27 protein-coding genes are annotated in these 26,714 nt (G+C 47.6%); 8 read left to right on the top strand and 19 right to left on the bottom strand.

Features of this window, described 5'->3' with window-relative positions; all coding sequences use genetic code 11:
- Positions 1 to 83: 83 nt before the first annotated feature.
- From NSQ58_RS13890 to NSQ58_RS13860, 7 genes are read right to left on the bottom strand one after another with little or no spacing between them, the layout of a single operon-like run.
- Positions 84 to 1,223 (bottom strand): amidohydrolase family protein, encoded by a 1,140-nt coding sequence (locus tag NSQ58_RS13890; RefSeq protein WP_341057598.1) that lies wholly within the window; start codon positions 1,221 to 1,223, stop codon positions 84 to 86.
- Positions 1,213 to 2,283, bottom strand: a complete 1,071-nt coding sequence (locus NSQ58_RS13885) for a pyridoxal-phosphate-dependent aminotransferase family protein (protein ID WP_028540671.1) — start codon at positions 2,281 to 2,283, stop codon at positions 1,213 to 1,215. Before NSQ58_RS13885 ends, NSQ58_RS13890 begins: the two co-directional genes overlap by 11 nt.
- Entirely contained in the window at positions 2,270 to 3,052 is a 783-nt protein-coding gene (locus NSQ58_RS13880) for an ABC transporter ATP-binding protein (protein ID WP_341057597.1), read from the bottom strand. Before NSQ58_RS13880 ends, NSQ58_RS13885 begins: the two co-directional genes overlap by 14 nt.
- Positions 3,049 to 3,822, bottom strand: coding sequence for an ABC transporter ATP-binding protein (locus NSQ58_RS13875; RefSeq protein WP_048481509.1), 774 nt, complete (start codon positions 3,820 to 3,822; stop codon positions 3,049 to 3,051). The genes NSQ58_RS13880 and NSQ58_RS13875 overlap by 4 nt, the downstream gene beginning before the upstream one ends.
- Positions 3,807 to 4,673 (bottom strand): ABC transporter permease, encoded by an 867-nt coding sequence (locus NSQ58_RS13870; RefSeq protein WP_023989108.1) that lies wholly within the window; start codon positions 4,671 to 4,673, stop codon positions 3,807 to 3,809. Before NSQ58_RS13870 ends, NSQ58_RS13875 begins: the two co-directional genes overlap by 16 nt.
- Entirely contained in the window at positions 4,670 to 5,668 is a 999-nt protein-coding gene (locus tag NSQ58_RS13865; RefSeq protein WP_226887757.1) for an ABC transporter permease, read from the bottom strand. Before NSQ58_RS13865 ends, NSQ58_RS13870 begins: the two co-directional genes overlap by 4 nt.
- A gap of 4 nt (positions 5,669 to 5,672) precedes the next feature.
- On the bottom strand, positions 5,673 to 7,274 hold the full coding sequence (locus NSQ58_RS13860) for an ABC transporter substrate-binding protein (RefSeq protein WP_023989110.1): 1,602 nt from the start codon (positions 7,272 to 7,274) through the stop codon (positions 5,673 to 5,675).
- A gap of 274 nt (positions 7,275 to 7,548) precedes the next feature.
- Here NSQ58_RS13860 and NSQ58_RS13855 point away from each other — a divergent pair, with 274 nt between their 5' ends.
- Complete coding sequence (locus tag NSQ58_RS13855) at positions 7,549 to 8,466, top strand: LysR family transcriptional regulator (RefSeq protein ID WP_025723122.1); 918 nt, start codon at positions 7,549 to 7,551, stop codon at positions 8,464 to 8,466.
- Between the two features lie 339 nt (positions 8,467 to 8,805).
- Here NSQ58_RS13855 and NSQ58_RS13850 read toward each other — a convergent pair whose 3' ends face one another.
- From NSQ58_RS13850 to NSQ58_RS13830, 5 genes are all read right to left on the bottom strand, one after another.
- Positions 8,806 to 8,946: a hypothetical protein gene (locus NSQ58_RS13850; protein ID WP_023989112.1), complete on the bottom strand. Its 141-nt coding sequence runs from the start codon at positions 8,944 to 8,946 to the stop codon at positions 8,806 to 8,808.
- Positions 8,947 to 9,028: 82 nt separating this feature from the next.
- Positions 9,029 to 9,829: a hypothetical protein gene (locus NSQ58_RS13845; RefSeq protein ID WP_341057596.1), complete on the bottom strand. Its 801-nt coding sequence runs from the start codon at positions 9,827 to 9,829 to the stop codon at positions 9,029 to 9,031.
- A gap of 71 nt (positions 9,830 to 9,900) precedes the next feature.
- Entirely contained in the window at positions 9,901 to 10,320 is a 420-nt protein-coding gene (locus NSQ58_RS13840; protein ID WP_341057595.1) for a hypothetical protein, read from the bottom strand.
- A gap of 234 nt (positions 10,321 to 10,554) precedes the next feature.
- A complete protein-coding gene (locus NSQ58_RS13835) occupies positions 10,555 to 11,835 on the bottom strand; it encodes a helix-turn-helix domain-containing protein (RefSeq protein ID WP_023989115.1) in 1,281 nt (426 codons plus the stop codon).
- Between the two features lie 22 nt (positions 11,836 to 11,857).
- Positions 11,858 to 12,676, bottom strand: a complete 819-nt coding sequence (locus tag NSQ58_RS13830) for a carbon-nitrogen family hydrolase (protein WP_023989116.1) — start codon at positions 12,674 to 12,676, stop codon at positions 11,858 to 11,860.
- A gap of 176 nt (positions 12,677 to 12,852) precedes the next feature.
- Here NSQ58_RS13830 and NSQ58_RS13825 point away from each other — a divergent pair, with 176 nt between their 5' ends.
- From NSQ58_RS13825 to NSQ58_RS13795, 7 genes are all read left to right on the top strand, one after another.
- Positions 12,853 to 14,034, top strand: coding sequence for a pyridoxal phosphate-dependent aminotransferase (locus NSQ58_RS13825; RefSeq protein WP_068941622.1), 1,182 nt, complete (start codon positions 12,853 to 12,855; stop codon positions 14,032 to 14,034).
- Positions 14,035 to 14,275: 241 nt separating this feature from the next.
- The gene (proB, locus tag NSQ58_RS13820) at positions 14,276 to 15,481 is read left to right on the top strand and encodes a glutamate 5-kinase (RefSeq protein ID WP_028540662.1); all 1,206 of its coding nucleotides are present in this window, start codon (positions 14,276 to 14,278) and stop codon (positions 15,479 to 15,481) included.
- Positions 15,482 to 15,493: 12 nt separating this feature from the next.
- Positions 15,494 to 16,786: a glutamate-5-semialdehyde dehydrogenase gene (locus NSQ58_RS13815; RefSeq protein WP_023989118.1), complete on the top strand. Its 1,293-nt coding sequence runs from the start codon at positions 15,494 to 15,496 to the stop codon at positions 16,784 to 16,786.
- 39 nt (positions 16,787 to 16,825) lie between these two features.
- Complete coding sequence (proC, locus tag NSQ58_RS13810; protein WP_076159285.1) at positions 16,826 to 17,692, top strand: pyrroline-5-carboxylate reductase; 867 nt, start codon at positions 16,826 to 16,828, stop codon at positions 17,690 to 17,692.
- Positions 17,689 to 18,900 carry a 2,3-diketo-5-methylthiopentyl-1-phosphate enolase gene (locus NSQ58_RS13805; protein ID WP_076159288.1) on the top strand — a complete coding sequence of 404 codons (1,212 nt, stop codon included), beginning with the start codon at positions 17,689 to 17,691 and terminating at the stop codon, positions 18,898 to 18,900. The genes proC and NSQ58_RS13805 overlap by 4 nt, the downstream gene beginning before the upstream one ends.
- Positions 18,897 to 19,574, top strand: coding sequence for a 2-hydroxy-3-keto-5-methylthiopentenyl-1-phosphate phosphatase (locus tag NSQ58_RS13800; protein WP_028540658.1), 678 nt, complete (start codon positions 18,897 to 18,899; stop codon positions 19,572 to 19,574). Before NSQ58_RS13805 ends, NSQ58_RS13800 begins: the two co-directional genes overlap by 4 nt.
- On the top strand, positions 19,575 to 20,231 hold the full coding sequence (locus NSQ58_RS13795) for a methylthioribulose 1-phosphate dehydratase (protein ID WP_023989122.1): 657 nt from the start codon (positions 19,575 to 19,577) through the stop codon (positions 20,229 to 20,231).
- A gap of 202 nt (positions 20,232 to 20,433) precedes the next feature.
- Here the strand turns inward: NSQ58_RS13795 and NSQ58_RS13790 are convergent, their stop codons facing one another.
- From NSQ58_RS13790 to asnS, 7 genes are all read right to left on the bottom strand, one after another.
- Positions 20,434 to 21,045, bottom strand: coding sequence for a flavin reductase family protein (locus tag NSQ58_RS13790; RefSeq protein ID WP_028540656.1), 612 nt, complete (start codon positions 21,043 to 21,045; stop codon positions 20,434 to 20,436).
- A 164-nt stretch (positions 21,046 to 21,209) separates the two neighbouring features.
- Positions 21,210 to 21,992: a hypothetical protein gene (locus tag NSQ58_RS13785; RefSeq protein ID WP_028540655.1), complete on the bottom strand. Its 783-nt coding sequence runs from the start codon at positions 21,990 to 21,992 to the stop codon at positions 21,210 to 21,212.
- Position 21,993: 1 nt separating this feature from the next.
- Positions 21,994 to 23,259 carry a multi-tm2 domain protein gene (locus NSQ58_RS13780; protein ID WP_103744916.1) on the bottom strand — a complete coding sequence of 422 codons (1,266 nt, stop codon included), beginning with the start codon at positions 23,257 to 23,259 and terminating at the stop codon, positions 21,994 to 21,996.
- 92 nt (positions 23,260 to 23,351) lie between these two features.
- A complete protein-coding gene (locus tag NSQ58_RS13775; protein ID WP_023989126.1) occupies positions 23,352 to 23,822 on the bottom strand; it encodes a hypothetical protein in 471 nt (156 codons plus the stop codon).
- The gene (locus tag NSQ58_RS13770) at positions 23,819 to 24,451 is read right to left on the bottom strand and encodes an RNA polymerase sigma factor (RefSeq protein WP_341057593.1); all 633 of its coding nucleotides are present in this window, start codon (positions 24,449 to 24,451) and stop codon (positions 23,819 to 23,821) included. Before NSQ58_RS13770 ends, NSQ58_RS13775 begins: the two co-directional genes overlap by 4 nt.
- A 179-nt stretch (positions 24,452 to 24,630) precedes the next feature.
- Positions 24,631 to 25,359: a DnaD domain-containing protein gene (locus NSQ58_RS13765; protein WP_023989128.1), complete on the bottom strand. Its 729-nt coding sequence runs from the start codon at positions 25,357 to 25,359 to the stop codon at positions 24,631 to 24,633.
- Between the two features lie 3 nt (positions 25,360 to 25,362).
- Positions 25,363 to 26,658 (bottom strand): asparagine--tRNA ligase, encoded by a 1,296-nt coding sequence (gene asnS, locus NSQ58_RS13760; RefSeq protein WP_013310674.1) that lies wholly within the window; start codon positions 26,656 to 26,658, stop codon positions 25,363 to 25,365.
- Positions 26,659 to 26,714 lie beyond the last annotated feature (56 nt).

The raw sequence follows: 26,714 nt of genomic DNA, 5'->3' as shown, positions 1-26,714 counted from the left end.
GAACTAAGTCTAATCATACTTTGTCAGGAGAATGTTAAGGGGATTGTCTAACTATATTAAAGATGCTCTCTGGAGTATTGGTCTCACTCAAATTGTCCCTGAATTACCGATACGATACTTTCACGGAGTGCTTTGGCGTTTTGTGACTTATACGGATCAGCATTAAAAAGGATTGTATCTGCTGTGTAGTTTTCTTTTATACGTCCCAATCTGTCCCCATATCCCAAAATTTCAGCGGCGAACTCCGTGGCAGCCTGCCAGGCCTCTTTTCGAGTTAATCCACAGTCTATGAGTGTGTCTAATTCCTCAAGGTTACGTCCATGTAACGAAGGTGTGGCAAAATCTGTACCGAACGCAATTCGTACGCCTGCTCTTTTGGCATAGCTAACGGCTTTAGGGTGGGCTTCGGCGGCGCGGGCGGCACGATCACAAATTTCCCTGTCGAGTGAAAGAACTCCAGACGGGTCTGCAGCAATACGATAGATGGAAGCAGTAGGCACAAAGGCTGTCCTGGATTGCGCAAGCCGGTTGGCTTGATCCTCGGTCAAATACATTCCATGCTCTATAGATTCCACTCCAGCGTCAATAGACCAATCCACAGTAGGTCCACCCCAGGTATGAACCATGACTTTTATGTTGCGTGCATGGGCGCTACGCACAATAAAAGAGAATTCTTCCTCAGAAAAAATCGGGTTCAGCACTGTATCTGGCGACGAGCCTAGTCCCCCCGTTGCAAGAATTTTAATCCAGCTTGCCCCGCAATCAATAATTTCTGTTACCCGCCGTTCCAAATGCTTAAGACCTCGTGCGTCTCCGGCTCCGAGCATATCACCACTGGTATAAACTCTTAAAGGCTGGCTATAATGCTGACCTATATGCTTCACCGTACTTGGCAAAAGCCCACCTGCATCACGCACTGAAGTCACTCCAGCCTGGAAAGTAGCCTCAAAGGCTTGCGCCTGCATCACTTCGATCTCCAGTTCATCGCGCTTCTCCTGGTCAGTATGATTAAAATCCGTCCATGCCAAATGCGTATGAAGATCAATTACGCCGGGGCTAATCCATAAGTCGCCATCTGGACCATTTTGTTGAGTATGCGAGGATAAGGACTCTGCAATGGACGAAAAACGACCATTGGTGATTGTTATATCAAATCGTTTCCCATCAATCCCCGCCACAAATATATTTTTATAGGTTAACTCTTTTTGAATTTTATTTTCCATCTTCATTCCCCCAAATTAACCTTTGGGCGGCAAGCGCATGATAAGGGTCTTGATGTACAAGCTCAGCAAGCGTTTGGATAGCTTCTTCAACGCTTTGTTGATTTGCCTTCGCCCCAAAATGGTTAATGCGTAAGAGTTTATTATGCAATTCTCCATCTCCGGGTGCGACAATGCCTATGGGCTGTTCGATATTGAAATTACCGCCTTGAGGAATCCGAACCGTTGTAGTCAACGTTGAGTAGCTATCTTTATTCCGCTGCCACGGTTCAAGGCCCAAGGCTTTAATGCCAGCAATTGCAGCAGATGTAGTTAAGCGATGGCGGCGGTTGACTGCTTCCAGACCTTCTTCTTCAATAAGCTTTAATGACTCTATAAGCGCACGGGCTTCCAAAACAGGGATGTTGGCAGGAACTCGCACGGGCGTCACATGATTAGGGGAACGCTTTAAGTCAAGCAAAGACAGTATGGAATTGCGCGGCGCATTTTTGTTGGAGGCCAGAAACTCCCAGCCACGGGGAGAAATCCCCACAGCGCTGATCCCGTTAGGCCCGGATAGTGCTTTTTGCGCCCCCACAGCTACAAAATCAATTCCCCACTCGTCCATGAGCACCGGTTCGCCCCCGATTGCAGAAACTGAATCTATCACGGTTATAATGTTTGATCTACGCGCAAGCTCCATGATTTCCCTTGTTGGATTAGAGCCTCCTGTGACCACTTCCGCCTGCACAAAAGAAAGCGCACATGGGTTATATCGCTCAATCGCTGCGGCGACTTCATCTACAGTTACCACATCATCAAAAGATGTTTTGAGTTCGATGACTTCTGCTCCGCCACGCGCAAGCCAGTTACCAAAAATCGTTCCATATGGACCTGTCACAATGTTTAGAATTTTACGGTCGGGCGCAGATATGCCTGCTGCTATGGCTTCAATTCCCAGGATCGCCTCGCCCGGTATGATTACCGGGGATTCTTGGGTGGACAGGAGTTTGGAGAGCAAGTTAGTTAGCGTATCAAACTCCGATATTGTAAGAGGTACAAATCCTTTATTATTTTGACTCATAAATACCTCCTGCAGAATGGGATATTGGCATTTTAGGAACAGCGGACAAAAGCTCACGGCTATAAGGCGTTTCAGGACGAGAAAAGAATTTCTCCTTGGGGTTGATCTCAACCAGCTTCCCCTGCCGCATTACAGCAACAATATCGCTTATGGCATTTATAACTCCCAAGTCATGAGAGATAAAAAGCATCGTAAGATTAAGCTCCGATTTGAGTGTGCTCAACAGTTCAAGCATACTCCGTTGTACCGAAACATCCAGTGCGCTCGTTGGTTCATCTGCGATAAGTATGCTTGGCTCAACGCTTAATGCGCGGGCAATTGCTATCCGCTGACGCTGACCGCCGGAAAATTCGTGAGGGAATCTGCCAAGGGCGCTTTCATCGATGTGAACACGTGTAAGCAGTTCCCTACATCTCTTGTCCACTTGAGCTCGGTCAACAATCTTGTGAAAAAGTAAGGCTTCAGCAAGGATTTGCCTGATCGTATGCTTTGGATTTAGCGAGGAATCCGGGTTTTGAAAAACCATTTGTATTCTTTTATGCTGCTCCCGGCTCCGTCGCTTGCCCAGTACCTGAGAACCCAGCATGATCCGGCCCTCATCCGGGGCGATCAGCCCGGCTATTACCCGCGCGAGGGTAGACTTTCCTGAACCCGATTCTCCCACAAGACCAAGCGTGGTACGCTCCTGCAGCTCCAGGCTTACTTGATCAAGCGCGGTGAATTTACCATAAGCAACCGTTATATTTTCTATCCGCAAGGCTGTTTTCATAAATCCGCGCTCCTTTCAAGATCCGGGAGAGGAAGCACTGAGCTTATCAGCAACTGTGTATACGGATTTTGCGGGTTTTGTAAAAGGGGCAAAGTGTCTCCCCGCTCTATGATTCTTCCCTCTTTCATAACGCAAAGCTTTGAGCACATCGAAGCAGCTACGGCAAGATTGTGCGTAACAAACACCATGGCAAAACCCAACTCCTTTTGAAGACGTGAAATAACGTCAAGTATTTGCCGTTGAACCGTTACGTCAAGCGCAGTTGTTGGCTCATCACAAAGAAGGATGCCCGGCTTGCACGCCAAAGCCATCGCAATAACAATACGTTGACACTGGCCGCCTGAAAGCTGGCGGGGGTAACGGTCAGTATGCTTTAAGGAATCGGGAAGACCGAGCATTTCAAGCAGTTCCAAAGCTATTGTGCGCGCGACCTTCCGACTCACCTTCTGCCTGTAGTACACAACCTCGGCAAGCTGCCGGGCCACCGGGCAGAGAGGGTCAAGTGCCCTTATCGGGTCTTGAAAAATCATTGCGCATCTGCCATTGCTCCTAATATGCCCGCCAACTTGTTCAATACCGGAGGGAAGCAACCCTATGATGGAGCGAAGCGTGAGCGATTTTCCAGATCCGGATTCCCCCACAAGTCCTATACTTTCGCCCGCTTCAACTTTGAGACTCACATTAGTGACCAATTTATGATTCGATTGCGTCGCGAGCGACAAATTTTCCACTTCTAAAATTGGATTCATAGCATTCATTTTCTTCTCCATATATCTGCTAGCCCATCGCCCACAAGGGATAAGGCTATCCCTGTATATACTACCGCAAAGCCTGGGATTGCTGAAAGCCACCACTTAGTAGATATAAAGGGCTGCCCATCAGAAATCATAGTTCCCCAATCCGGAGTTGGCGGCGCAATGCCGATACCTAGATAGCCTAGCGTAACAATGGCTACAAGCAGAACAGCCATGTCCGTCATAAGCACTACCACCGCTTGCGGTAACACATTCGGCAGAAGATGGCGCAGTATGATTTTAATATCCGGGATTCCCAGAGTTTTTGCAGCGGCTATCCATTCCTGCTTGCGAAACGATGCGCTAAGACCCTTGACCACGCGCGCGTATACAATCCAGCCAACCAGGACAAATGTAATGTATATCCCCTGTTCACCCGTACCGCTTGCAAACGCCACTATAATTACAATCAAATAAAAAGGGAACGCAATAAACGTATCGGTCAAAAGCGTGATAACCGTATCTACCCATTTACCATAATACCCGGCAAGCATTCCCAGAAACACCCCCATACAAAAAGGGATGATCTCCGCCAGCACCATAATCTTCAAATCAGTCCGTGCGGCATAGATCAGCCGTGTAAACAAATCACGCCCCAGTTGATCGGTTCCCAGCCAGTGTTCGAAGGACGGGGGTTGTAAAGTTGCCGAAATATTTTGATCAGAAGGCTGGTAGGGGCTAATAACCGGTGCGAACACTGCAATACCTATGAGTAACGCAAACATAATACTGCCCCATAAAAGAGATGGAGTATTTAGTATTTTTCCCCAAGAGCGGTTGCTATGACCCGCCTTCTGAATCTGAAGATCTAATTGCGTGCGTTTCATTGTTCTCCTTTCGTCCTGGGATCAAGATACCCAGAAGCAACCTCAATCACGAAGCCGATGATGACCACAGATATCGCACAATAAAGAGCAATCCCCTGTATAACAGGAAAATCCCGGTTTGAAATGGCTGAAAATAACAGGCTTCCGATACCCTTGAGGCCAAAAACCTGTTCAATTACCAACGTGCCGCCCATCAGGTAGGCAATGTTTACGCCAAGCAGCATAAGAGCGGGAAGAGCGGAATTGCGCAGGACATGCTTTACCAATATAACCCGGCCGGGGATTCCCGCTGCCTTCAAGGTTACAACAAAATCAGATTCCAGCACTTCCAGCATCTGCGCTCTTAAAGAACGAACAAGCGAGGGAATTTGCGACAATCCGACAGTGATCGCAGGAAGGGCGAGACTGTACAAGATTCCAAGCCAGCCCTCGCCGACTCCCCCAACGGGGAACCAGCGAAGCCGAACGCTAAATACCAGAATCAGTAGCAGTCCAACCCAAAAAATCGGCATACCGAGCGTTACAGCAGGCAAGATGCGTATAATGTGGTCAAGCAGTCCGTCTTTATGTGTTGCCGCAAGGGTGGCCAGCACCAGCGAAACAATGATGGAAAAAAGACAGGTCATTGCAATGAGCAGCAGCGTCACAGGGGCCCGCTCTGCAATCAACTCTCTTGAAGAAGTCTCAAAAACAATCGAAACGCCGGTATCACCGTGTGTAAAGAAATTGTGCACAAAGCCTATAAACTGCTCCCAAAGAGAACGATCCAGCCCCAACCTATGGCGCATACTCTCAATAGCCTCAGCTGTGGCGTATTCCCCCAGAATCATTTTGGCGGGGTCTCCCGGCACCAGCCTTATGATGAAGAAGACTGCCACCACCACACAGATGACTACTGATGCCGCTCTTATCATAGCGCGCACAAGCCATTTGTGTGGGGAAGTTAGATTTGCAGACAATCCGGCAGACTTTTTAAATAAATTGTGGGCCGTCAAGGATCTAATTACCTTTCACACGTACATCTTCAAAACGAGCACTGTTATTGGGAAGCACGACCAGGCCATCAATGGAAGAACGAACACCTTTCAGAATATCCGGATAATAAAGCGGGATGTAAGGTACCTCGTCTGCAAGGATTTGTTGAAGCTTGGCGTAAATTCCCGCACGTTCTTCCCCATCAGGTGTTTTTTGCCCCTCGTGCAGGAGCTTGGTAACTTCATTGTTCGTGTAATGAGTCCAGTACGACTTGCTAAAGCCTTCCGGGTCTGTCTGGAAAGCGAGGATCGAGTTGGCTTCTGGAGAATCCGCCTGTCCGCTGTTGATCATTGCCGAAAAGTCATAGGCAAAGAAACGCTCGCGAAATGAGGCCAACTCAACAGATTCGATTTGAATGTCTATGCCGATCGTTTTGGCGGCCGCCTGAATAATCTGTGCCTCCTGAGTTCTTGAGTTGTTACCAGAGGCAATGAGCAATTTTGTAGAAAACCCATTAGGGAACTTTGATTTTGCAAGCTCTGCTTTGGCAGCGTTCGTATCAAAGCTGAGCGCTTTAATCGTATCGTTCGTGTTGTAGGGAATGGCTGGCGGCAAAAGCGAATTGGCTGGCTTTGCGAAACCAAAGGTAACCGCATTGGTCAATCCATTACGGTCAAGTGCCAACGCCAACGCACGGCGAACGTGCACATCCGAAAAATGCTCGTCCAGGGTATTGAAGAACAATTGCTCTGTCACCCAGCTTCCATTGGTCGCCACTTTGGTATCAGTTCCTTGTTTTAATTCATTTACATTTTCAAGAGCTACAGACTCAATAGCGTCTATCGCGCCAGCCTTCAGCTGGTTAATCGCTTGGCTGTCATCTTCAATGAGCTTGTAGACAAGTTCATCGATATATGGCTTGCCTTTCTGCCAATAGTATTTATTTTTGCTGAAAGTAAGATCACCGGCAGAATCCCATTTCTTAACGACGAAGGGACCGGTACCGACCGGATTCTTAAAGAATTCTTTTTCCGAGACACCGCCAAAATCCTTTGGAAGGATGCCATTGGAGAAATTTGAGAGTTCAGAAATAAACGGCGTATACGGCGCTTTAAGCTTAATTACAAGTGTTTTTTCATCTTGAGCCGAAAGCGAAGCCACCTGTGCCGCTATTGCAAGAGGACCTCCTACATTCAAATGACGCTGAATTGAAAAAACCGCGTCCTCGGCAGTAACTCCTTTGCCGTCTGAAAATTTCAAGCCATCGCGTAAAACAAAAGTATAGGTTAATCCATTCGCGCTAATATTGTGCGACGCCGCAAGCCAATCCACAATTTTTCCATCACCGTTAAAGGCAACCAGCGGCTCAAATACTTTGTCGATAGCAAAAGCATTATTTGATGTAATCTGATTATGCAAATCAAACGAGGTTACGGAAGCCGGGCGGCCATATGTAAAGGTTCCCCCTTCCGCGGGTTGATCAGCGGTTGTGCTTGGGTTAGTTGCGTTTGTATTTTTATCTGCATCATTTTTGGAGCCGGAGCATCCTGCCACGAGAACCAATAAAAGAAATGCTAAAGATCCAACCAAAAACGGTTTCCTAAAAGATACAATAAGTTTGGACATCTCATTTTCCCCTTTTCTCCAATAAAACATATTGTTTTAATATGAATAATATTATGGATGAACCCATTTGCCATGTCAAACAGAATTAAATACCATAATTTATAAAATCAAAGATAAAAGTAAACATAGGGATTTTCCAGCTTGTGAACACATGGAGTTCATATGGGATTGGGAATTTCATTATATTATTGTATAATCAGTCTATGAAGTAATAGGTAAAGCTTATAAGACGACAACCATTATAAAAGCGTATATAAAAGGGGTTTAAAACTCGATGGAATTCAGACAACTTCAATACACCCTGCAAATTGCAGCGGAAAAAAACTTCTCACGCGCAGCAGAAAAACTGCATATTGCTCAGCCCTCTTTGAGCCAACAATTGTCCAAACTGGAAAAAGAACTTGGGGTACTTCTATTTCAACGCAACACCAGCACGGTGGAATTAACACATGCAGGAGCAAGCTTTGTGGAAAAGGCAAAAAAAATAGTCGATGCAGTTGAGCAGCTCCGGCAGGAAATGGACGACATTTCTCAACTGCGAAAAGGGAAGGTTGTGGTTGGCAGTATGCCCATCACAGGTTCTCATTTGCTGCCGCATGTGCTGCCTGTATTCAAGAAAGCTCATCCGGACATTGAAATCGTGTTGGTCGAGGATTCATCCATGAATTTGGAGAAAAAAACTGCCAGTGGGGATACAGATCTCAGCCTGCTATCTCTTCCATTAGTAGAACCTACACTTTCCTATGTGCCGATCGGTGAAGAGTGGATTGATCTTGCCGTTCCTCCAGGTCACCCCCTAGCCCTGCGTAAAAACGGAGACCATCCGCAGCCTGTGCATATGGAAGAACTGAAAGATGAGCCTTTTGTCGTTCTGAAAAAAGGGCAAGGCTTTCGCAAGCTGACGATGGATTTGTGTCATCAAGCTGGCTTTGAACCCAATGTGGTGTTTGAGAGCACTAATATGGAGACGCTCCAATCGCTTGTAGCGACAGGTATGGGAGTGACACTCGTCCCCCGTTTTATCGCCCGGGCCGCCAGCAGCGAGTTTGTTCCAGCATTATTGCCACTCGCCGAACCTACCCCTAGCCGTACCCTAGCCATTGCCTACCGAAACGGACGTTATTTGTCTAAAGCTGCCGAAGCCTTTATTGATACCTTCCGAGAAACGGTCGAGCAACTTTCTCAAAAGTAGCTTCGAATGTGAAAAGGACCGTCTTCCTCCTCAGCCAAAGCCAGAGAAGAAGACGGTCCCGGGGCTTCGCCCCTATGCTTTCAATACTTCATTTACTTTACGGGTTCGATTACACTGTTGCGATGTTGCTTCCATCTGTCTTTAACGAACCACATTTCATGTTCATTTGAATTTCATGTCAGCCTCGCCTGATTACTTTACGCTTGCTCGGAAACTCCACTTTATCCATCCCGCATCACTTCTTTCCTTAAGGTCTCTAGCCTTGGTCTCCCAAGAATGTCCTACCTCAGTTCCAATGTGCTGTGTGATCCCAAAGTGCCTGTCCTCGCCTTTTTGTGATCAGGGTCTCCCTAAATCTGGTGGACTTTTATCCTGATCATAGCCCATTTCATAATTGTTTCCGACAACCTGTCTATTTAAGCCTCTCGGCCGTGACAGGCCATCCCTATTCGCCAGTTCGGATCTACTTTGGTTATCCATCGTTATTAACCTCCTGGTGTCGGGATACTATTATAATACACCTATGGGCTGTATCTGAAACAGGTATCAGAAAACTTTTTTATTATCGAGAAGAACCAAATGCTTGCTGTACCTCGGCTTCACTCACTTGTGTTTTAAAGACCAATTTCGAAGGATCTTGAGGTGAATAAATGACCTCTATAATACTTCCCTGCTGCAGCTTGGATAGTTGGGAAGAAAAAACAACCTTTTGCGTGGTTACATTAAATGTATCGCCGTTGTTTTTCGTAACACTCAGCGTAAATTGAAGCTTAATTTTATTAGGTCCTGCTTCCCCCATGGGTGTAACATCCAGCACCTTCGCATATGCCTGCTTACCGGTTTTGGCAATTTCCATCAGCTCAGGCGATACGCCCTGCTTGACCATTTGCTCATTCATTAACGCTTGTAAATCCGTCTGCGACACCTGCCCTTTCAGGTCAAGTCCTACTTTCAGTTTATCTTTCTCCGATACGACCAACGGAATGATCGAGCCTGGCTGAAATTGAGCCATGGAAGTCAAAGGAATAATCGTCGTCAAAGCAGTATCATATTTGTCTTCTCCATGTTTGGTTACGGTCAACCCGAGCTTTACCTGCGGCTGATTGTTTACATAAGTCCCTGTTAGCTGAACACTTGTAATAATCCCAACCCCAGGAACACCCTTCTTAACCTTACCGCCTTCAAAAAACACACCTAAAATTCCAGGTAGAAAAATAAGCGCAAAGCCTATATAAATTAACGGCCTATACCACGGGGCATCCATAATCACAAATGGATCATCCCATAAATAGTTAGCCAAAAATGGTGAGAAGCCTACACCAAACACCATAAGTACCCCGATAATACTCAAAAATCCTTTCATCCTCCAAAACCCCTTTTTCAATCATCTGTTCAAATTATATGTCAGCAAGAAAGGTGAAACGACCTGCTCATTTACACTGTCACCAGACCCATATAAATCAGCTCCGATGGATTTACCGGATTGCTCCCCAGACCCACCGTATCTCCAGGTCGCGGAATTTGCAGCTTGGATACGAGCGTTTCCAACGTTTTTGGATATCGATTACCGTTTACTTCTGTCACATCTAGCATTAGCACCACAATCGGATCAAAATTCACGAGCTTCCCGGTATCTGTTACCGAAATAACAACCGCAGTCGCCGACATCGACAAACTACTGTTAGCTGCCGTTTGAGCTTGTCTTGCCGAGTTTAGGCTTTGGTTAATCTGTTCCCGATGCTCTTTGGGTACCAAGCCTTTCATAAATAATCCTGACAGGCCTTTATTCATCAGTTGATCTGCTTGTTCTATCGCATCCTGCTGTTTTTTCTTTTTCCCGAATAAGTTCATCATGTGGTTGCACCTCGTATTTTGTATTGTCGTACCTTATGAATTCAGTATAGAAGACGGTATCTGACATCACAATACGTTTTGGCGCATACAAAAAAACCGGAAAAACAGGAGCTTTAACCTGTACTTTTCCGGTTTATTTTGAACTCTGGGACGGTTCACACAAAATTTTGCGCACTTTGGAGTATTCTTTTGCACGCTCATCCGATAGTTTTGTGAAAAGCGAATGATTTCAGGTTATTTTTTTCGTAAAAGATAGACCAGTTTGCGATAATAAGCCGATGATTCTTTATAACGACGACTGTCCTCAGACACAACAGCCAGCGTTTCATATAATTGTTCAAGCCGTGCTGGATGCTGGATAGCTTCAAAATAAGGCAAGCATTGCAAGGCATGCGTCCAAAAGGCATCCTGATTCCCTTGCGCAAGCGCAAGCTGGCTTTCATAAAAATCAAGTCCCATTTGCTGATCTATTGTCAGATTGGTTTGGCGAAGCTGATCCAAATGCTGTGACAGCAGCCCCCAGTTTTTCCAGGTAAATGCGATTTCACAACGATATATCAGCGTAACGGGCAGTATCATCTGCTGCATTTCCTCCCGCTCCCGGCTCACCAGCGCTTCAAAACGTGCTACTTCCTCCAAAGCCTTATCCAGCTCGCCAATCGATGTTAGCATAATAATCCGGTTGTTCAGGATGGTCGTGAGCATATCTGGTGCATTTTCCAAATACACCAAATTGGCCTCAGCCATAGACAACGTTAACAGTGCTTCCTGTACAGAACCCATGGCGAAACAATATCCGCTGTAAGCCACATACAGGCCCGTCAAACGGTGAAAAAGCCGATCATCATATACCCTGCGCATCGTCTGCTCGAATACCTGCTTCGCCTGATCAAATTGCTTGACCTGAATACAGGCCTCCATCATAATGTTTTGCGCATTCAGCCAGTTTTCCGTCCCCTCTTCCACCAGACGGCTTAGCTGCTTAACGTTATTCAGCACATCATAATAATGGTTTTTCGAGCGGAAATACTGGATTTTATAAAATAATATTGCTTTTTTTAGCGGTGCGGGCAGCTCCACCTCATCCGAGCGACCAAACTTCTCCAAATAAAAATTCAAATAGGTTTGATGTAAATATTCATAGGCCGTTGGGTCATTTAATTGCTGATAATAAACGGCCTTCATCAAATAAGTCGTCATTTCCACCACAAGCGAATCGTTGCGATCCTCCAGTAGATCCACATAGCTTTCCGTGGCAGGATTAGCCAGCTTGGACAGCTCTGTGAAAATCTTATCCGCTGTAGTCAGCGTCTCTTCATCCTCTGCCGCTGCACGCAAGAGGTAGGAGGGATTTACACCTAAACGCCCAGCAATTTGCTCGGCCAAATCCTCTGCCAACGGGTAACGGTCAGCCAGTATATTTGCGAAATGTGCTGGTGTCACCAGCCCGTCTACCAGCTCTTTACGGGACAGATTTTTCTTTTTACACAAAAATTCAATGCGTTCCTTAAGCATGGAGTATTCCTTTCTACACTGATTATCGGTCATACAGTGAGGGACGCCGATCTTCAAACACCGGAATACGACCACGTACGTCCTGCACTAAGGCAGACTCAATCGTTCCTGTGATGATCCCCTCCTGCTCTCCGCCCTCAGCAATGATTTCTCCCCATGGATCAATAATAAGCGAATGCCCGAAGAAATCAGTATCTCCACTGCGACCTACCCGGTTACAAGCAATAACATACATTTGATTTTCTATAGCACGTGCGGTTAGCAAGGTACGCCAGTGATGAAGCCGGGGATGAGGCCATTCTGCGGGTACGATCAGCAAATTTGCGCCCGACAGGGCCAAACTACGGGCTAGTTCAGGAAAACGAATATCATAGCAGATCGACGCACCTGCCCGAATCCCGCCATCCAGTGCGAATAAAACCTTTTCTTCGCCAGGCTGCAAATATTTTTCTTCATCCATAAGTCGGAATAGATGAATCTTGGAATACGAAGCAACCTCTCTGCCTGTTCGGTCAAAAACGAGCATCGTATTATACACATGACCGTCGCTTTTTTTCTCTGCGATCGACCCAGCTACTACGTTCACTGCATGGGTGGCAGCGAATGCTGCTATCCATGCCCGAGTCTCCGTCCCTTCCTTGTCCGCCAGCTCATGAATGCGATCTAAGGCATAGCCTGTGTTCCACATTTCCGGCAGGACAATCAGATCCGGCTTCAGTTCGACTTTCATCGCTTGTTCCATTAAAGCTCGGATATGACTGCGGTTTTCCGGGGGATTTCCTATCTCTATGTGAGCTTGTATGAGTGCAACACTGAACGGCTGAGCTTCCTGATACGTCAAAATCCTTCATCCTCCTTGTGAGCCAGAGCTTCCCGCGACCCATTGTCCGGTATTTTCCCCCATCATAGCCCGATCAGTCTGGATTACGCAACCATGCAAGCTTAATTCCCCCTATACAACTCGGTAAAATCGTGATAGATTATTTCTTAAACTATTCCAAAAGGTCGTGTGAATTGATGACTCATTTTTCTATTCCCTCCGCTGACGTCATGAAACAGTTACCCACTCAATTTTTTGCCACACTTGTACAAAATGTAAACCGTGAAATCGCGGCGGGGCATGATGTCATTAATCTTGGACAGGGGAACCCCGACACTCCCACTCCTTCTCATATTGTAAAAGCTTTGCAGGAATCAGCGGATAATCCGCTGTATCATAAATATTCGCCATTTCGTGGTTACAGCTTTCTCAAGGAAGCCGTTGCCCAGCGCTATCAGGAGGATTACGGTGTGACGCTCAACCCTGAAACCGAGGTCGCCATCCTGTTTGGCGGAAAAACGGGTTTGGTTCAGCTGCCGCAAGTCTTACTCAATCCCGGGGATGTGTGTCTCGTCCCTGATCCCGGCTACCCGGACTACTGGTCTGGTGTAGCCTTGGCTAAAGCGGAAATGTCTTTTCTCCCATTAAAAGAAGAGAACCGTTTTCTGCCCGATTATGAAGCCATTTCCGAGGAAGACCGCCGCCGCGCCAAGTTAATGTTCCTTAACTATCCGAATAATCCAACCTCGGCAACGGCTCCACTTTCCTTTTACGAGGATACAGTTGAATTCGCGCAACGTAACGGTATTGTAGTTGCCAGTGATTTCGCCTATGGCGCTATTGGATTTGATGGCGAACGTCCGGTAAGCTTCCTACAGGCTGAGGGTGCTAAAGAGGTGGGGATTGAGTTCTATACCTTGTCCAAAACGTACAATATGGCGGGCTGGCGTGTTGGTTTCGCGCTCGGTAATGCCGAAATCATCTCGATGATTAATCTCCTACAGGATCATATTTATGTAAGCTTGTTTGGCGGCATTCAGGCAGCGGCGGCGACAGCCTTGACGGCCTCGCAGAACTGCGTAGGCGAGCTGGTAGCCCGCTATGAATCACGCCGTAACGCTTTTTATGATGCACTTGGGCAAATAGGCTGGAAGGCGACCCGCCCAAGCGGCTCCTTTTTCAGTTGGTTGCCTGTGCCGCAGGGCTATACTTCCACTTCTTTTGCCGATCTGTTGTTGCGGGAAGCCAAGGTGGCTGTCGCTCCAGGGATTGGCTTCGGGAGTGGCGGCGAAGGATATGTGCGAGCGGGACTGCTGAGCTCAGAAGCTCGACTGACCGAGGCAGCTGATCGAATTGGCAAGCTAAACCTGTTTGGTTAAGCCGTATTTTCCAGCTACAACTTCTTTGCCAAACCTGGTCTTTTCGTGGTATTCTGTATCCAATATCATTTAGCGCGTTGAAGGGACTATTAAGAGAGACTCGGTCCTGTTCAGAGAGTAAATTCCGATAGGCTGCAAGAATTTACCTGGACTCTCTCCCAACTCCTATCCCCGAGCGCCCTGCGCAATCAGGCGGTCCCTGCCGTTAACAGGTTTCAAGTGGGATGATCATGAATCATCAATGAAGGTGGTACCGCGGAAGCACAAACTTTCGTCCTTTGCATACAAAGGATGGAAGTTTTTTTGCATTAAAAAGAGTAAAATTAAGGAAGTGGACGTCTTGTCAACACGAATCGTCATTAAAATCGGAAGCAGCTCTCTAACTGGAGTGGAAGGTGGCTTGAATCGGGAAGCCATCGCTTATTTTGCCCGGGAAATCAGCTTGCTACGTGCAAAAGGTCATGAAGTGCTGCTGGTTACATCAGGTGCAGTAGCCGCCGGATTCAGAGAGATTGGGTACCCGTTTCGCCCTAAGCTACTACATGAAAAGCAAGCGGCAGCGGCTGTTGGCCAAGCCCTTCTCATGCAGGCCTATGAGCAGGCTTTTAAAGATTTTGACCTAGTGATCGCGCAGGTTCTACTGACCCGTAGTGACTTTTTGAGCCGCAAACGGATGAATAATGCCGGAATGACCGTAGAAGAATTGCTGCGCCAGCAGGTTATCCCGATCTTCAACGAAAATGATACTGTATCGATTGACGAATTGAAATTCGGCGATAATGATATGCTGTCCGCGCTGGTTGCCAATCTGGTCAAAGCGCAGCATCTAATTATCATTACGGACACCGATGGCGTATATACGGCAGATCCGCGCAAGCATCCGAATGCCGTACGTTTTGAACGTATCGAGGAAATTACAGAGGAGATTTATGCATTAGCTGGAGGTTCTGGATCATCTGTAGGTACTGGCGGCATGCGATCCAAGATCGAAGCTGCCAAAGTCGCTACACGCGGCGGTGTGCCTGTATATGTGGGACGTGTAAGCGCGAATGGCGATCTAAACGCAGCCGTCGAAGGACACGGACCGGGAACTTATTTTGACACTCACCTCTCTTCACTTCCGATGAAAAAACAGTGGCTTGGATTTATGTCCACCCCTCTGGGCGCGGTGCATGTAGACGAAGGGGCCGAGGAAGCGTTGGTTCACGGAGGACACAGTCTACTTCCGGTTGGCGTACGACGTGTCGAGGGCAGCTTTCATGCCGGAGATGTCGTTGAGGTGCTCGGACCGGAAAATAAAGTTTTAGGACGCGGCATCGTCAATTATGACGATGAACAGCTCAGAATTGTACAAGGATTATCCAGCGGCGAGGTTGTGGGCAAAATCGGTCCCATTCACCGGCTTGAGGTGATCCACAGGGATGAATGGATTACATTATGTATGTAGGGAGGCCGTAACATGAGTGATTTAACGACTAACACAGCTACAACCGAGGAGAATCAGTTTAGCGAAGTACGAACCAAAGCCAATCTTGCCAAAAAAAGTGCCGGGGTCATGAACCGCCTGACTACAGCACAGAAAAACGAAGCATTGCTTGCTATGGCTGAAGCTCTAGTAAATCATACTGAAGAGCTGATTGCAGCAAACCATAATGACCTGAAACATGGACGGGAACAGGGAACATCCGAGTCGCTGCTCGACCGCCTCAAGCTGACCGAGGACCGAATCGGAGCTATTGCCGAAGGATTACGCCAAATTGTGGCACTGCCTGACCCGGTCGGCGACACCCTTGAGCAAATTGAACGTCCAAACGGTCTGAGAATTGAGAAGATACGTGTGCCGCTGGGTGTCATCGGCATTATATATGAAGCGCGTCCAAATGTAACCGTGGATGCTGCGGGCCTGTGCTTGAAAACAGGCAATCCGGTTGTGCTACGCGGTGGTTCAGCCGCCCTCTTCTCCAACCGCAAGATTATCGAAGTACTCCAGCAGGCACTAGACGCAACAGCTGTGCCACGCGAGGCGCTTCAACTTGTTGAAGATTCAGACCGTGCCTCGGTCAACGAAATGCTCACCTTGAACGGCTTGCTGGATGTAATTATTCCACGCGGCGGGCGTTCACTCATTCAAAATGTTGTTCAGAACGCTACCGTACCTGTCATCGAAACCGGAGCTGGTGTATGCCATACCTTTTTGGACGCTACAGCGGATGCAGCAATGGCCGAAGCGATTACACTGAATGCCAAGGTGCAAAGACCGTCCGTGTGTAACTCGATGGAAACATTGCTCGTACACTCGGATTATGCAAAAGCACACTTAACAGGATTGGCAGAACGCTTTCGTGATGCGGGGGTTGAGCTACGCGGCTGTGCACGCACACGAGAATTGGCCCCTTGGGCTATTCCTGTTACAGAAGAGGATTACGGCACCGAATATAATGATTACATTATGAACATCAAGGTCGTAAACAATTTGGACGAAGTACTGGAGCATATTGCCCGTTACGGTACAATGCATTCTGAGTGTATTGTCACCGAGGACAAAGCCCATGTCGAGCGTTTTCTGCAAGAAGTGGACGCGGCAGCCGTGTATCACAATGCATCCACTCGCTTCACGGATGGCTTCGAGTTTGGGTTTGGTGCCGAGATCGGAATCAGCACACAAAAATTACATGCCCGCGGCCCAATGGGATTGCCTGCCTTGACTTCAACCAAATATCGCGTGTACGGTACTGGACAAATCAGGGAATAATAACATAAATCAATCTGTATCCTTGGAGGTTATGAATCTATGTGTGAATCACAAACAAAAGTTTTAATTAATGAGCAAATTACATTTTTCGGGGCAGGATCAATGGCAGAGGCTATTATTCGCGGAATGACGGCTCGTTCTGTCGTCAAACGTAGTGGTATTACCGTCATCAACCGCAGTAATCAGGCTCGCCTTGAGGAACTTCAAAAGCGATATGGAGTCTTGTTCCAAACCGAGGATGCCGCCAAAACCGAGCTTCTGCGTCGTTCTCCGGTCATTGTGCTTGCCATGAAGCCCAAGGATGCTGCACAAGCACTTGGGCAGCTCGGCCCACTTCTGTCTGATGAGCAGCTGATTATTTCGGTAATCGCAGGATTGTCCATTCGTACGATGCAAACGTTGCTGGGTCGCAAGCAGCCGATCGCACGGACGATGCCCAATACATCCAGCTCGATTGGGCTGGGAGCCACAGGCATTAGCTTTTCCAAGGAAATCAGCGAAAACCAGCGTAAAAACGTGCTTACGATGTTCGAATCTGTAGGTACGGTAACGGTTATAGAAGAAGAGAAAATGGATGTTTTGACCGGGATATCTGGAAGCGGCCCTGCTTATGTCTACTACCTGATGGAAGCCATGATTGCCGGGGGAATCCGTGGTGGCTTGACCCCTGAGCAAGCGCACGAACTAACGGTGCAAACCGCGCTTGGAGCGGCACGCATGGTGCAGCAAACCGGAGAGGAGCCTTCTGCCCTTCGCCACAAAATCATGTCTCCTAATGGCTCTACGGTAGCTGCATTGGAAATGCTGGACAAAGGTGACTTCTACGAAACGGTGATTGCGGCGGTGCAGCGGTGCGCTGAACGATCCCGCGAGATGGGAGCTGTACTCAAGGAGGGAATTGAATGAGCTATTGCTTGGCGACCTACCGGGTATACGATGACAAAGCCGATTTTAACCAAAAGGCCCAATCTATTGCCATCGGCATGACGGTGGGCAGCTGGACTGAGCTCCCGCAAGCCAAACGGGACGCGATGCAAAAGCATCTTGGCTCGGTTCATTCTGTGGATATTCACGATGGAGGTCCCGGTAAACGGTACGCCGACCTGACCATCGCTTACCCGGATGTCAACTTCAGCCGGGATATCCCCGCACTGCTGGTCACAGTCTTCGGCAAAATTTCGATGGACGGCCGAATTAAGCTAACGAAGCTGGGTTTCTCGGAAGCATTCCGCTCTGCTTTTCCGGGACCGAAATTCGGTATCAGTGGCTTGCGCGAGCAGCTTGGCGTGTATGATCGTCCCCTGCTCATGAGCATTTTCAAATCTGTAATTGGCCTCAATTTGGACGAACTTCGTGAACAGTTTACCCGGCAGGCTCTCGGTGGCGTTGATCTGATCAAGGACGACGAGATCTTGTTTGAAAACGCGCTGACGCCGATTGAAAAACGTGTCGAAGCCTGCATCAAAGCCGCCGAAGCGGCTGAGCGTGAAACCGGTAAAAAGCTGCTGTATGCCGCTAATTTAACGGGGCCGACCTCGCAGCTTAAGACGCAAGCTCTCAAGGCCATTGATGCGGGTGCCAACGCGTTACTGTTTAACGTGTTGGCCTACGGTTACGATGTGCTACATGAACTTAGTAGCGATCCTGCCGTCTCGGTGCCGATTGCAGCCCATCCTTCGTTGGCGGGAGCTGCTTATCCATCGCCGCATTATGGTATTTCGGCGTCCGTCCTACTCGGTCAGCTTATGCGGCTGGCTGGCGCTGACCTCGTCCTCTTCCCTTCTCCCTACGGCTCAGTGACGATGCCGCGTGAGGAAAACATGGCGATCCGCGATGAGCTGATCACCCCTGATCTACCGCTGAAGGCCAGTATGCCGGTCCCTTCCGCAGGGATTCACCCGGGCCTCGTGCCGTTAATTGTACGTGACTTTGGTACTGACGTTGTTGTCAACGCTGGGGGCGGGATTCACGGTCATCCGCTGGGTACAGAAGCTGGTGGGCGCGCCTTTGTGCAGGCGATTGAAGCGGTACAGCAAAATGTCCCTCTGGCAGAATACGCCCGTACTCACCCCGAGCTGCAATCTGCGCTCGACACATGGGGAGGTGAACGATGAGCACAGCGAAGAAGCCCGTCATTTTTTGCGATTTTGACGGGACAATTACGAACAGCGACAATATTGTCGCCATTATGAAGCATTTTCAACCTACAGGCTGTGAGCCCATCATGCATCAGATCGTAAATGGGCATACATCCATTCGTGAAGGCGTAGGTGCGATGTTTGCCCTCATGCCTTCGGAGCAAAAGGACGAAATTATCTCATATGTACTTGGACAAGCTGGTATACGCGAGGGCTTTGCACGCTTTTTGGGCTATGTACGAGAGCAGCAGATTCAATTTTTCGTCACCAGTGGCGGCATTGATTTTTTTATTGATCCATTGCTAAAACCCTTCGATATTCCACACGACCACGTCTATTGCAACGGAGCGGATTTTTCCGGGGATCGCATCCAGATTACTTGGCCGCATCCATGTGAGGAACCGTGTACAAATGATTGTGGCATGTGTAAAACGACTGTGATTCGTCAATACCCTTCCGAACAATACGAACGGATTTTGATCGGCGACAGCCTGACCGATTTTGAAGGAGCTAAAATTGCCGATCTTGTGTACTCCCGTTCGCATCTGACTTTAAAGTGTCAAGAGCTTGGCGTACCACATGTACCCTTTGAAACATTTGATGACATTATCGAGGATTTAAAGCAAAAACAGGAGCAAGGGGTGCTGTAAATGAGTTTTAACTTGGCAGACATTTCATTGGAAGAAAAACGCCGCGCACTGGAAGAACTCGCTGATGTCAAAGAACTATTCGCATCTCGCAACTGGTTCCCCGGCACGAGCGGCAATTTGTCGATCCGAATTGGTGACTTTCATCCCGAACAATTTTATTTTGCAGTCACCGCCAGCGGCAAGGATAAAACCAAGCGTACTCCGGAAGATTTTCTATTCGTAGACCAGTACGGAAAAGCGGCAGAAGCGACAAACCTCAAGCCAAGCGCAGAGACGCTTATACATTGTGAAATTTACCGCCTAACAGGCTGCGGAGCCGTTTTTCATGTGCATACCGTGTTTAACAATCTGATTTCCGAATATTACGGTGAGCAAGGCGCTGTACCTATCCAAGGTATTGAGCTGATCAAGGCTTTTAACATTTGGAAAGAAAATGCTGCCATTGATATTCCTGTGCTGCCTAATTACGCGGATATTGCCTCGATTGCCAAGCTCGTACCTGGTGTGCTGAATGATCAGGTGCCTGGAATTTTATTGCGTAACCACGGCATTTATGCGTGGGGCCGTGATGTATTTGAGGCTAAAAAGCATTTGGAGGCGTTTGAATTTTTGTTTGAAACGACCTATCGCTCCCTGCTGCTGAAAACTTTGAAGTAAATAAACTCATAAATATCAAAGATGCGTATCCTTATTTGTAAAAGTGGTCATTGAATATCGAGAACGGAGCCTAAGCGATAGCACAGGAACGTTCTCTTTTTTTATAATAAGGGTATTTCTATTCTACTAGCGACATAAAAGGAAATATGATGAATAAGAATCCTCCTGATATAATTTTGGATATGCTGTAAAAAAACGCCCCCTATTGGGGACGCTCCAGCGTGAATTGCTCTCCTAGCTTCGCATAGTTGTTCCCAGCCAAACGACTTACTGGACGCAACTCCTTAGCAATCACATACGTATTTTGATACGCTTCCTCGGACAAATGATACTGCACTACGCGTCCGATTAACAGATCACAGGCAGGTGTGTCCTCCTGACCTCCCAACGGTATAACCTGTTCCAGAATACATTCCATACGTATTTTCGCTTCTGCCACACCGGGAACTTCGATTTTTGTACTTTTGACCGGGGTAAGGCCTGCCAGTGTAACCTCACTCTCCTGCGGCAACAGACGGGAAGCCGTCACATTCACCGCTCCCACATTGTCCTCGTCTGTGATATGTACGACAAAAGCCTTATGCTCCATCGCATTACGTGCTGTATCTTTGGGTACTCCATCAACACGTTGTACGGATACAGACAGCAGTGGCGGTTCAGAAGCTACGATGGAAAAATAACTGAACGGCGCACCATTCAGCACCCCTTCGCTGCTCAAAGTCGTTACAAAGGCTACCGGCCTTGGGATGATACTTCCGGTCAACAGCTTATAATTTTCACGCCCTGTAAGCGTGTCAGGATTCAACGAAATCATTTTTCTCCCTCATTTCCGATTACAATCGCTATTCGACTGCACATCATCAAGTTTCGCCTGATAAGCAAATGCACCATTAGTTAGCGACATGGATGACATCTCAGGCTTCCCTTTCAGTATCGCGTGAATGATACGAAATGTAAAGTTGGAGCCGGAAGATCTCCCTATTTTTCAATTATATTTCCTCGGCTATCGCGCACAGTAACCGTAATTCCCTCAGGTACAGCAATCGTAACATCAAGCTGCTGCTGAGTCTGCATAAACCGTGTCGGAATTTGACCCAGTAATACATACAAGGTATCGCCGATTTGCTTGGTCTGATATAAATCTTGCCCCTTTATTTCGTCCTCTTTGCCTGTGTATACATAACTCCCGAACACATGCACCTCCGGTGAGGTGGTTGCATCAATTTTGACCGCATAAGGATCTTCTCCCTGTACAATCACCTTGGTCACTCCGGCAGGCAGTTTTTCATGCCAGTCTGGGAGAAGCCTTGTTTCCTGAACCGAACTCATTATTTCTCTGACTTGCGGAGTGATCCCCAATGAACTGACCAAGGCAAATCCGATACAGCAAAAAACCAATACCGCCGTAATAAACATACTGAATAAATCATAACGAATGCGCTCACGCGTCCCTTTCCAAGCAGTATACATTAAAATTTCCAACCCCAGCAAAACAAAAACGACAGGCCACCAGGTCAAAGCCTGGTCCAGTATGCCCGCTCCCCAAAACTTGGAGGCAAACGTTATGCCCCCCAGCAGGACGAGGAAAAGTCCCATTGACAGCCTTCCGACTTTCCACACCCCTGCCGGAGCGTTTGACGCTTTAGAGGAACTATTTTTGTTAGACGATGTACCAAATATACCTGTGGAGCCTCCTCCATCGCCATGAGGATGATGGGCTCCCTTAAAGGGAGCCTCACTCTTTGAAAACTCAGTATCCATTCTATTGCTTCTCCTTTACTCGTTTAGATTTGGAATTCCCAATCATCATCCAAATACCACCGCCAATCAACAATAAGGATACGATAATCGTCCGTAGATACATGTCAACCAAATTATAAATCTCTCCATTCGGAAACAGACGATCCAGAGTAGGAACTAGTACGTTGATTAAGATGTAATAGGCGCCCAGCAATAGCAACCCCAAGCCTACCCAGCGGTGATATTGTGCAAACATACCGATCACAGGCTTGTCGATCAGCGGCTCCCGTCCATAACGGCTTACTTGCTGCAACGCATCAAAAAAGCTGTAAAACCAAACCACCGGAATCAGGAACAAAAAGAGTGAAAGATATAGCACGTCCAGTACATAGATGCCTCCTAAAAACAGAAGCATAAGCTGGAGTCCACGCTTTTGCAAACCGATATACATATGTCCAGCACCGGGAAATACCGATAAAATGGTAGCCAGCATTTTACTCCGCCGTCCCTCGACTCTTCCATGCTCCAGTTCCTCAAACAAAGTCCGGTCCTGAAGCATTTCTCCCGCTTGTTTGCGATGTACATGCTGCACCGCATCAAACATGCAATACAGCCAAATGATCGGCAGCACGCCCGCAAACGCCAAAAATCCGGATTCGTTTGTAATGCTGGTAATAAAAACGAGGATCGCTCCAAAGCCAAAGAAAGATAGCAGAAAAGACAAACCACGCTGCATCAGCCCCAAATGAAGGTGTCCCAATCCAGGAATGAACGACAGCAAAATCGTAAAAAAGCGTTCATTCTCCGATCCTTTTTGAAAAGCAGGTGATCCTGCCATACCATAGTGTCCTTGTTGATAATGGTTATAGCCCGGGCCATATCCCATTCCTGCTCCCGGTGCATCCACATCCGCGTCTGTTGCCCCCTCCGGTACCTCTCCCGTTGAACCAGCATGTCCATAAGGCCCACTTTGCGAGTAATAACCATATGGATTGGGTCCTGCATGTGGGGGATATGGAACAGCAGCTGCACGAGGATCATAACGTAATAAGCTAATAATGATATGCAGCATACTCAGCCCCCAAAAAAGAGCGGCAACAAACATACTGGCCAATAAAGGTAATTCGTCTCTTGAAACCACTGAAAAAAATAATCCTCCCGCCAGACATCCGAAAAACAAAATGGTGTATACAAACGCATTGGCTTTTCTGGTCCAGTAATAGTGACCAACACCGGGAATGATGTTCAATAGAAATGCCAAGAGCTTGCTTCTTTCCGTATAAGGCATCGCTACACTTCCTTTCTATTTATGGGATTTGATAAAGTCCCCATTTGAAGGTTGTTGTTTGAGTTTTTTCATCTCAGCCTTTATCCGATGATTTAGGGCTTTAATTTATCGAGCCAGGTTGTTGTAGCTCGCATGACCTCTTCACTGTAAGAAACGCGTTCTTTTGGAGGAATCGGCTTTCCATCTGTTTGCGGCATCATTTTGTCAAAGGCTCCACTGGACAATAAGATCAACGTTAGGCTTGCGGCGACAACGTAGTGAAACACAGGTTTTTCAAACCAGCGGCGTTTTTTAAACAGAACTTGATTCGGTTCAGCTTCTATCTCGGGAAGAACGGCCATTACCTGATCTGTGAAGCGCTCCGTATCCATCCAGGCAGAATAATCTTTCATAGTTGACTCCAGTTGCTCCAGTGCGACAAGATATAGCATCAGCGCCTGTTCGTCTTCCAGCAGGAGCTTTTCCAGCCGGGCAGACTCCTCTATCGTGCAAGTTCCTGCAATGTAAGCATGCCAGTCATTCGATTTCCCTTCAATCCACGGTTTATCCTGTTGGTCAGTCATTGCCATTCCTCCTCCTTCCAGTGGTTTCGAATCCATAGCCGCGCCCGATAGAGCCTCGACTCTACTGTTTTTAAAGCTACCTGCGTCTCTTCTGCAATTTGGTCGTAGGTTTTGCCCTGCATATAATAGGCTTGAATAATATCCCGATGTTGCTGGGGCAACTGGGCGATTTTTTGCGATAGTTCTTCAATTTGCTCCTCGCGAATGAGACGAGCCAGCACATCCTCATCCCGGGAAGGGAGCTGTACAAGGGATTGTGCGACGTCTATAAGCTCTGCGGGTCGTCTGTCCTGTTTGCGCTTAATATCCAGCGCTTTGTGGAGCGCAATTCGGCTCAACCACGTTTTAAATCCTTCGTTCCGGTACTGGGGGAGAGACTTGTACACCTGAACGAATGCCTCCTGCGCGGCATCTTCTGCTTCCTTGCTGTCATGCAGTACCGAATAGGCGACATGAAATACATGCTTGCTGTACAGCTCTACGATCTCACGGAACGCCTGCCGGTCACCGGACCGTATTCGTTCAATGATTCTCTCTATATCAATGACGCTCTCCCCCTTCCCAATACTATAGACGCCAGGAAATTTCCTTCCCCTGCATATTTTTAAAAAAATATTTAAAAAGGACACACCCTCCTGACGGAATGGTGTGTCCTCTATCATTAAAGCCTATTTACTCGCTTTCATTTCGGCTTAGTTCACGCGCACAGGCGATATTCCAGATTGTTCTCATTGCACATTAGCCAATTTGCAGTGACAACCTCGATACATAAGTCTACTGCTTAGCCTAAAAGGCTTAGACCGATATATCAATTGCGTCCGCCACCACGGAATCGCTGGGCGTATTCTTTGGCATCCTGTGCATTACGAACACGGTTTCGGCTCCACTCCAGCAAAATACGGTCTATATACCGGAAATGTACCTTCCCTGCAAATACCGCTTCCTTCAAAGCCAGCAAAATCAGCTCCTCGGGATACCGATCCTGATCCACCCAGCTGGTGATCGTCTCGTATTCCATCGGTGACAATGGTCGCCCGAATTCTTTCTCAAAAATCGTAAACAAATTCCGTTCTTCTGTAAGCGGGGATTCTGCTATTCCATTCAGTAAATCCGGCTTTCCAGCAAACAAAATGTCATCTTCATCGTGCTGCTCGTTACGCTCAGCGATCATACATTCTGCCAACTTACGATACAGCCCCGTCAAATTGTAACGTTCGAATTGTACGGATGAGCTGCGGTCTTCTACGGAATCGATTCTCAAAAATCCTTCTTTCATGAGCTTACTGAAATAGAGTGCGATTTCGTTCGCAGTACATCCGATGCGGGTCTGCAATTGTTCCCATGTCGGAAATTCATTACGTTCCGCTTGTTTAAAGGCAAGCAACTGCATCAGTAGCAGCATTTCAGCATCTGTCAGCCGAAGTGTCCGATAATGCTTGAGCAGGGCATAGGGAATCTGGACCATTCCGGCTTCCATAGCAAAGGCTACTCCCTCCGCCCATTCTGCCGCTGATGTCTTGTCGAATGATCCGGTCATCGGTTACGGATACAAACGATACAGCATACGTGGGAACGGAATCGTTTCACGTACATGATCGAGTCCACAAATCCATGCTACTGTACGCTCCAGGCCCAGACCAAAGCCGGAATGCGGAACGGTACCATAGGTGCGTAGATCCATATACCATTGGTAGGCTTCACGAGCCAAGTTATGCTCGTTAAAACGTTCTTCCATCAATGCTGGATCATCAATCCGTTGGGAACCCCCGATAATTTCACCATAGCCTTCAGGAGCGATCATATCGGCACACAGAACAACCTCTGGACGGGTTGGGTCTGGTTTCATATAGAATGCCTTAATGTGAGTTGGCCAATGTGTAATGAACACAGGTTTGTTATATCTTTCAGCAATCGCCGTTTCATGAGGAGCACCAAAGTCTTCGCCCCATGGGATATCGAAACCTTCACCTTGAAGGAAGGCAATCGCCTCATCATACGTAATACGTGGAAATTCGCCTTGAATTTGCTCCAGCTTCGAAACATCGCGTCCGATTGTTTCAAGCTCCTTCGCACAGTTTTTCAGGACAGATTGCACGATATGGCTTACAAACTGCTCCTGAACGCGCAAGGATTCTTCATGATCCACAAAAGCCATCTCAGGCTCGATCATCCAGAACTCAATCAGGTGACGACGTGTTTTGGACTTTTCCGCACGGAAAGTTGGACCAAAGGAATACACTTTGCCCAGCGCCATTGCCGCGGCTTCCATATACAACTGTCCGCTTTGTGTCAAATACGCATCTTCATCAAAATATTTAATGTGGAACAACTCTGTTGTACCTTCTGCAGAGGAAGGAGTCAAAATAGGTGGGTCCACCTTCGTAAAGCCGTTGCCGTTAAAGAATTCCTGTACAGCACGGATAATTTCCGCCCGTACGATCAGAACAGCACGTTGCTTGGCGGAACGCAGCCACAAGTGACGATGATCCATCAGGAAATCTACACCATGCTCTTTGGGTGTAATCGGGTAGTTTTCGGTCAAATGAATAATTTCAATGCCTGTAACCGTTAATTCAAAGCCCGATTGGCTACGCGGTTCTTCACGCACCACTCCAGTAACGTAAAGGGAGCTCTCTTGAGTCAAGGATTTGGCGTCATTCCAAATATCCTCGGACACTTCGCTTTTCACGATAACCCCTTGAATATACCCGCTACCATCGCGCAGTTGCAGGAACTGAATTTTACCACTAGATCGTTTATTGTTTACCCAAGCGCCGATTGTAACCGTTTCCCCTACATGGCGGCCCACTTGGGCAATCGTACTTTTATTCGTCATGACCGTCTCTCTCCTCTTAACCGAAAATCAAACAGCCCTTCCCCCTGGGTCAGGCT

Origin of the sequence: Paenibacillus sp. FSL M7-0134, from assembly GCF_038007865.1 — a bacterium.
GTDB lineage: Bacteria > Bacillota > Bacilli > Paenibacillales > Paenibacillaceae > Paenibacillus > Paenibacillus polymyxa_B.
This window is presented reverse-complemented; position numbering and strand designations above follow the sequence as displayed.